At 64.6% G+C, this 5,548-nt stretch carries 4 protein-coding genes; all 4 read left to right on the forward strand.

Annotated features, from left to right (window positions below):
• The first annotated feature begins 110 nt into the window (after positions 1-110).
• Complete coding sequence (locus RMN95_RS16535) at positions 111-761, forward strand: hypothetical protein (protein WP_309618000.1); 651 nt, start codon at positions 111-113, stop codon at positions 759-761.
• A gap of 120 nt (positions 762-881) precedes the next feature.
• Positions 882-3,050, forward strand: a complete 2,169-nt coding sequence (locus RMN95_RS16540) for an AAA family ATPase (RefSeq protein ID WP_309618001.1) — start codon at positions 882-884, stop codon at positions 3,048-3,050.
• Between the two features lie 394 nt (positions 3,051-3,444).
• The gene (locus RMN95_RS16545; RefSeq protein WP_309618002.1) at positions 3,445-4,419 is read left to right on the forward strand and encodes an ATP-binding cassette domain-containing protein; all 975 of its coding nucleotides are present in this window, start codon (positions 3,445-3,447) and stop codon (positions 4,417-4,419) included.
• Complete coding sequence (locus tag RMN95_RS16550; protein ID WP_309618003.1) at positions 4,416-5,270, forward strand: ABC transporter permease; 855 nt, start codon at positions 4,416-4,418, stop codon at positions 5,268-5,270. Before RMN95_RS16545 ends, RMN95_RS16550 begins: the two co-directional genes overlap by 4 nt.
• The last annotated feature ends 278 nt before the right edge of the window (positions 5,271-5,548 follow it).

The following is a 5,548-nucleotide window of genomic DNA, read 5'->3' on the forward strand; positions in this document are numbered from 1 at the left end:
GCGAATGTCAGACGCTGCCCGACTAGGTAGCCACATACTGGTGTGATATCTCCTCCCATTGGTATTGTGACCGCGCTAGTTCCTCCCAAGAGATAGAGAAGAGCACACCCGTGACCGATCCGGACTACCAATCCCAGCTGATGGTGCCCCGGGCGCCCAGGCCACCACTGGGGTCTCGCGAGAGATCGGGGGCGCGTACCGCGGGAATCGTAGGATTCCTCCTGCTCAACCTGGGCTTCAGCCTGCTGTGGATTCCGCTCGCACTGCTCGCCTTGGTCGGGGTCGTGGCCGTCATCCTGACGGCACTCGATCGTGCGGTGTACCGCCCCGGCAGCGCATACGAGGGGATGATCGGCTTCCTGGAGTCCCTCGATCCGAGCGCCGCGGTGGTGCCTTTGCTGCTCGTGGCCCTGCTCGGCGCCGCCGTCATTGCCGCGGCATTATTCGCGAGTGCGCGCATCCTCCGGTCTCACGGGGTCGCGAAACCGTGGCCCGTCACCTGGGCTGCTGCCGGAGTCGCGGTTGTCTCGCACTGGCTCGTGTCGAGCCTGCTCATCATTCCCTTCCAGGTCATCACCTCCGGTGTCGACAACGATGGCATGCGTAACGATGGCCTGCAGGGGCTGCCCATCGTGATCGCCCTCGGCGTCATCTCGTTTCTGGTGAGCATCGCGTTGGCTGCCGTCGTCGGCTGGCTGTCATGGTGGTGGATGGCACACGTGATGCGCCCGGGCCCTTCCATGGCCGCTGCTGTGGCATAAGGTAGCGCCGTGGCCTAAACTTGAGTCAGCACAACTCAAGTTTGCGGTGCTGAATCGAGTCTGTGTCATCGCAATGCGGTTATCACAACACGCCATCACAACAGGTAGGAACAGGGCATCATGGCGAACATGCAGGGGGCACCGGGCACCGCTTCTGGTACGCAGGATGAGAAGCAGCAGACCGCGCTCGAACGGTACGGCGTCAATCTCACCGATATCGCACGCGCAGGCAAGCTCGACCCTGTCATTGGGCGGGATGCGGAGATTCGTCGCGTCAGCCAGGTTTTGACCCGTCGCACGAAGAACAACCCCGTGCTCATCGGTGAGCCAGGTGTCGGTAAGACGGCGGTGGTGGAGGGGCTTGCGCAGCGCATCGTCGCCGGGGATGTTGCGGATTCGCTCAAGGATAAGCAGCTCGTCTCTCTCGACCTCGCCGCGCTGGTCGCCGGGGCCAAATATCGCGGTGAGTTCGAGGAGCGACTCAAGGCGGTGCTCAAAGAGATCACGGAGTCAGACGGCCAGGTCATCACCTTCATCGATGAACTGCACACGCTTATGGGCGCGGGCGGCGGCGAAGGTTCGGTTGCCGCCTCCAACATGCTCAAGCCGATGCTGGCGCGCGGTGAGCTGAGGCTCATCGGGGCGACCACCCTCGACGAGTACCGCCAATACATCGAGAAGGATGCGGCGCTCGAGCGCCGTTTCCAGCAGGTGTTTGTCGGCGAACCATCGGTCGAAGACACCGTGGCGATTCTCCGCGGGCTGAAGGAACGCTATGAGGCGCACCATAAGGTTGCCATCGCCGACTCGGCCCTGGTCGCGGCGGCCACCCTCAGCAACCGGTACATCACGGGGCGCAAGCTGCCGGATAAAGCGATCGACCTCATCGACGAGGCGGCATCCAGACTCAAAATGGAGATCGACTCAAGCCCGGTCGAGATCGACCAGCTCAAGCGCGCCGTCGACCGGCTTCGCATCGAGGAGGTTGCGCTGAAGAAGGAGAAAGACGAGGCTTCGCGCGCCCGCCTCGAGAAACTGCGCGACGACCTCCGCACCCGCGGCGCCGAGCTGGGTGAGCTCGAGAAACGGTGGAAGGCCGAGAAGGCCTCTCTGACGGGGGTCGGCAACCTGAAGGCGCAACTGAATGACGCGCGCATCAGGCTCGACAAGGCCATGCGCGAGGGCGACTACCAGGCGGCGTCGAAGCTGAACTACGAGACCATCCCCGGCATCGAGGCCGCTGTGGTGGAGGCGGAGTCTGCCGAGCCGGCCGGCAACCGGATGGTCAATGACCAGGTCACCGAAGATGACATCGCGAGCGTGGTGGCTGCATGGACGGGCATCCCGGTCGACCGTCTCACCCAGGGCGAGACCGAGAAGCTGCTGCATCTCGAGGCCGAGCTCGGCAAGCGACTGATCGGGCAGAAGGATGCGGTGCAGGCCGTCTCCGAGGCGGTGCGGCGCACGCGCGCCGGCATCTCAGACCCCGACCGGCCGACAGGGTCTTTCCTGTTTTTGGGCCCCACCGGGGTCGGCAAGACCGAGTTGGCGAAGGCGCTCGCGGAGTACCTCTTCGACGACCAGAAGGCGCTCGTGCGCATCGACATGAGCGAGTATGGCGAGAAACATTCGGTGGCGCGGTTGGTGGGCGCGCCTCCCGGCTACATCGGTTTCGAGCGGGGCGGGCAGCTCACAGAGGCGGTGCGGCGGCGACCTTATTCCGTGATCCTGCTCGACGAGGTCGAGAAGGCGCATTCGGAGGTCTTCGACGTGCTGCTTCAGGTGCTCGACGACGGCCGGCTGACCGATGGGCAGGGGCGCACGGTCGACTTTCGCAACGTCATCCTGATCCTGACCAGCAATCTCGGCAGCCAGTACATCACCGACCAGAACCTGCCGTGGGAGCAACGCAAGGCGGCCGTCAACGAGCTCGTGCGGCAGAAGTTCAAGCCCGAGTTCATCAACCGGCTCGACGACATCGTCGTGTTCTCGCCTCTCACCACCGGCGATCTGGGGCAAATCGTCGAGCTCTATATCGACCGGCTCGCGAAGCGACTTATCGGCCGTCGCCTCGAGCTGGCAGTGACTCCGGATGCCCGCAGCTGGCTTGCGGAACGGGGCTACGATCCCGTGTACGGCGCCCGCCCGCTGCGCCGACTCATGCAGCGCGAGATCGACGACTCCCTCGCGAAGTCACTGCTCGGGGGTGACATCCGGGACGGCGACACCGTGCTGGTGGGAGTCGCTGCCGACGGCGACTCGCTGACCGTGGGCAAGCTCCCGGGTTGAGCGAGGGTGAGCGAGGGTCGGTGAACGAGGGTCGGTGAACAAGGGTCCGTGAGCAAGGGCAGGTGAGCAGGGGCCGGTGAGCGACGGCAGGTGAAGAACGGCCGGTGAGCGATGCGTGAGTCTCTTCTCTCCCGCTGCTCGTCAGCGCGCGCGCTCAGCTGGACTGTCGGCCAGTCGAATTTCATCCGAAGGGACCAGCGGGGTTCCCCCTCCAGGGGGACGCGATCACGCAGTCAGCATCGGTAGCGTAGGCGCACGATAAACGTGGCGCAGCCCCGAAGGCTGAGCTGAACTCAGCACGTGCTGAGCTGAACTTGGCACGGCGCATCCGGGGGTTAGCCCCATTTCCGGCAGGGAACGACCTTGTTACGGTTGATCACATGAGGAAAACTACATGATCGAAGTACGCGGGCTCAGTAAGCACTACGGCGCCACCAGGGCCGTCGACGATGTCACCTTCTCGGTGAAACCCGGCATGGTGACCGGATTCCTCGGGCCCAACGGTGCCGGAAAGTCGACGACCATGCGACTCATCGTGGGCCTGGATAGGCCCTCGGCGGGCTCGGCGCTGGTGAATGGTAAGCGCTATGCCGAGCATCGCGCTCCGCTGAGGGAGGTCGGCGTATTACTGGATGCGAAGGCCGTTCATACCGGTCGGAGTGCTGTCAATCACCTCCGCGCGCTTGCCGCAACACACGGCATCGGTCGTGGCCGCGTCGATGAGGTCATCGCGCTGACCGGGCTCGAGTCGGTCGCCAGTCGGCGCGTCGGCGGCTTCTCGCTGGGCATGGGGCAGCGACTTGGCATTGCGGCCGCGTTGCTCGGTGACCCGGCCACGCTCATCCTTGACGAACCCGTCAACGGGCTCGACCCCGAGGGTGTCATCTGGGTGCGACACCTCGCCCGACGGCTCGCCGCCGAGGGGCGCACCGTGTTCCTCTCGTCGCACCTGATGTCTGAGATGGCCCAGACCGCCGACCACATCATCGTGCTGGGGCGCGGGCGGGTTATCGCCGATGCGCCCGTGGCCGATATTCTCGCGCTCTCCAGCGGCACCGCCGTGCGAGTCAGGACGCCCGAGGCCACTCGCCTGTCGGAGCTGCTCGTCGACCAGGGCACCGTCGTCAGGAAGGGCGACGATGGTCTGCTTGATGTGACCGGGCTGACGGCGCCACAGATTGGTGAAGTGGCGGCCAGGTCGGGAGTCATCCTGCACGAACTCACGCCTGTCGCCGGCTCCCTCGAAGACGCCTACCTCGCCCTGACGCAGGATGACGTGGAGTACCACGCGGGCGGGCTGCCCACCGGGCCAGCATCCACCGTGCCAGCACCCAACGAATTGTCGTCCAACGAAAGGGTCTCACGATGACCGCCACACTCACCCAGCCGCAGTCGACCCGGGCGCTGTCCGCGCTGTCGTTTGGTGGCATCCTGAAATCTGAGCTCATCAAACTGCTGTCGCTGCGATCAACCGTCTGGTGTTTCGGTCTTGTGTTTGTCATGACGTTGGGCCTGGCCGGTTTGGTCGCAAACGCCTCGGGCGGTTCTGGACCTGTTCCGGCCGAGGGTGTGCAGGCCATCTGGGTGCAGTCCGCGACCATCGGGATTGTGTTCGCCCAGCTGGTCGTCGCGGTGCTCGGCACCCTGACCATCACCGGCGAATACGGCACGGGAATGATTCGCTCTACCCTGACTGCGGTGCCGCGTCGCACTCCAGCGCTGACCGCCAAGGCCCTCGTGATCGGGGCTTCGACGTTCGCCGTTTCGCTGGTCGCCCTGCTCGGCTCTGGCCTGCTGTCGGCCATGGTGTTGCAGGGGCAAGGGATTGAAGTTGATTTTGCGGATGCCTCGGTGTGGTGGGCGCTTCTGGGAGGCGCCGGATATCTCGGTCTGCTGGCGATGCTCTCGCTATCGATTGGCGCGATTGTGCGCAATAGCGCGGGCGGCATCTCGGCAGTTCTCGGACTCATCCTCGTGCTCCCCATCGTGCTCTCGATTTTCGCGGCTCTCGCCCAGGCGGACTGGGTGAGAAACCTCTCAGCGTTCCTCCCCGACTCCAACGGTGCGGGCGGCCGGATGTTCTCCTACACCGTGGCAGGTCTACCGGTGCCTCCAGACATGATCCTGCTCGAGCCGTGGCAGGGCCTCGTGGTTCTGGTGATCTGGGTCATCGCGCTCTTCGCGCTGGCTGGAGTGATGATCAAGCGCCGCGACGTGTAGCGGTGTCGCCCCGCTCTCGTCTACGTCCGAAATGACGGAACTCTCGGCGACGGTGCGGGGCCACATGGCGCGTACCGGGGTCGGCGGTGCCAGGATCTCCGTCATTTCGGACGGTCTCGACTGCGATGACCAGCGCCCACGAAGACCCGGGGTTTAGCTCCATTTCTCCTCGGGGCCGATCTCGATATAGTTCAGTTTATGAAGGAGAGAAACAGCATGGAAGTACGTGGTCCTAGCGAGCACCACGGCGCCATCGAGGCGGCCGACGGCGCCAGCGT

It is taken from the genome of Salinibacterium sp., assembly GCF_031364185.1.
Taxonomy (GTDB): Bacteria; Actinomycetota; Actinomycetes; order Actinomycetales; family Microbacteriaceae; genus Rhodoglobus.

Coding starts and splice junctions, on each gene's coding strand:
- RMN95_RS16550 (WP_309618003.1), top strand. CDS start 4,416: ATGACCGCCACACTCACCCAGCCGCAGTCGACCCGGGCGCTGTCCGCG.
- RMN95_RS16545 (WP_309618002.1), top strand. CDS start 3,445: ATGATCGAAGTACGCGGGCTCAGTAAGCACTACGGCGCCACCAGGGCC.
- RMN95_RS16540 (WP_309618001.1), top strand. CDS start 882: ATGGCGAACATGCAGGGGGCACCGGGCACCGCTTCTGGTACGCAGGAT.